The organism is Shewanella sp. AS1 (genome assembly GCF_021412565.1).
Lineage (GTDB): Bacteria > Pseudomonadota > Gammaproteobacteria > Enterobacterales > Shewanellaceae > Shewanella.
On the sequence record NZ_JAKCLJ010000049.1, the window covers coordinates 1 to 327 of the forward strand.

Here is a 327-nt window from a genome sequence, read left to right on the forward strand (position 1 = left end):
GGAGGGCGTTTACCACGGTGTGGTTCATGACTGGGGTGAAGTCGTAACAAGGTAGCCCTAGGGGAACCTGGGGCTGGATCACCTCCTTACCTATACGATGATTGACCCTCTGAGTGTTCACACAGATTGCTTGATAGAAGATAGAGAAATATCGAAAGGTATTTTTGCGGATTTTGAGTGCTAATCAAGGCGCTTGAGGTGTGAGGAAGGCAGTGTAGTTCACTACATAACGACCGAACAACGAAAGCAACGCCGAGTAGCGTTCAAAAGACCAAAAAGAATGGGTCTGTAGCTCAGCTGGTTAGAGCGCACCCCTGATAAGGGTGA

Annotated in this window: 1 rRNA gene; it reads left to right on the forward strand. The window is 48.6% G+C overall.

Going from position 1 to position 327, the window contains the following annotated elements:
* Window positions 1-89 (forward strand): 16S ribosomal RNA (locus tag LZP69_RS15990); the annotation flags it as partial.
* Window positions 90-327 lie beyond the last annotated feature (238 nt).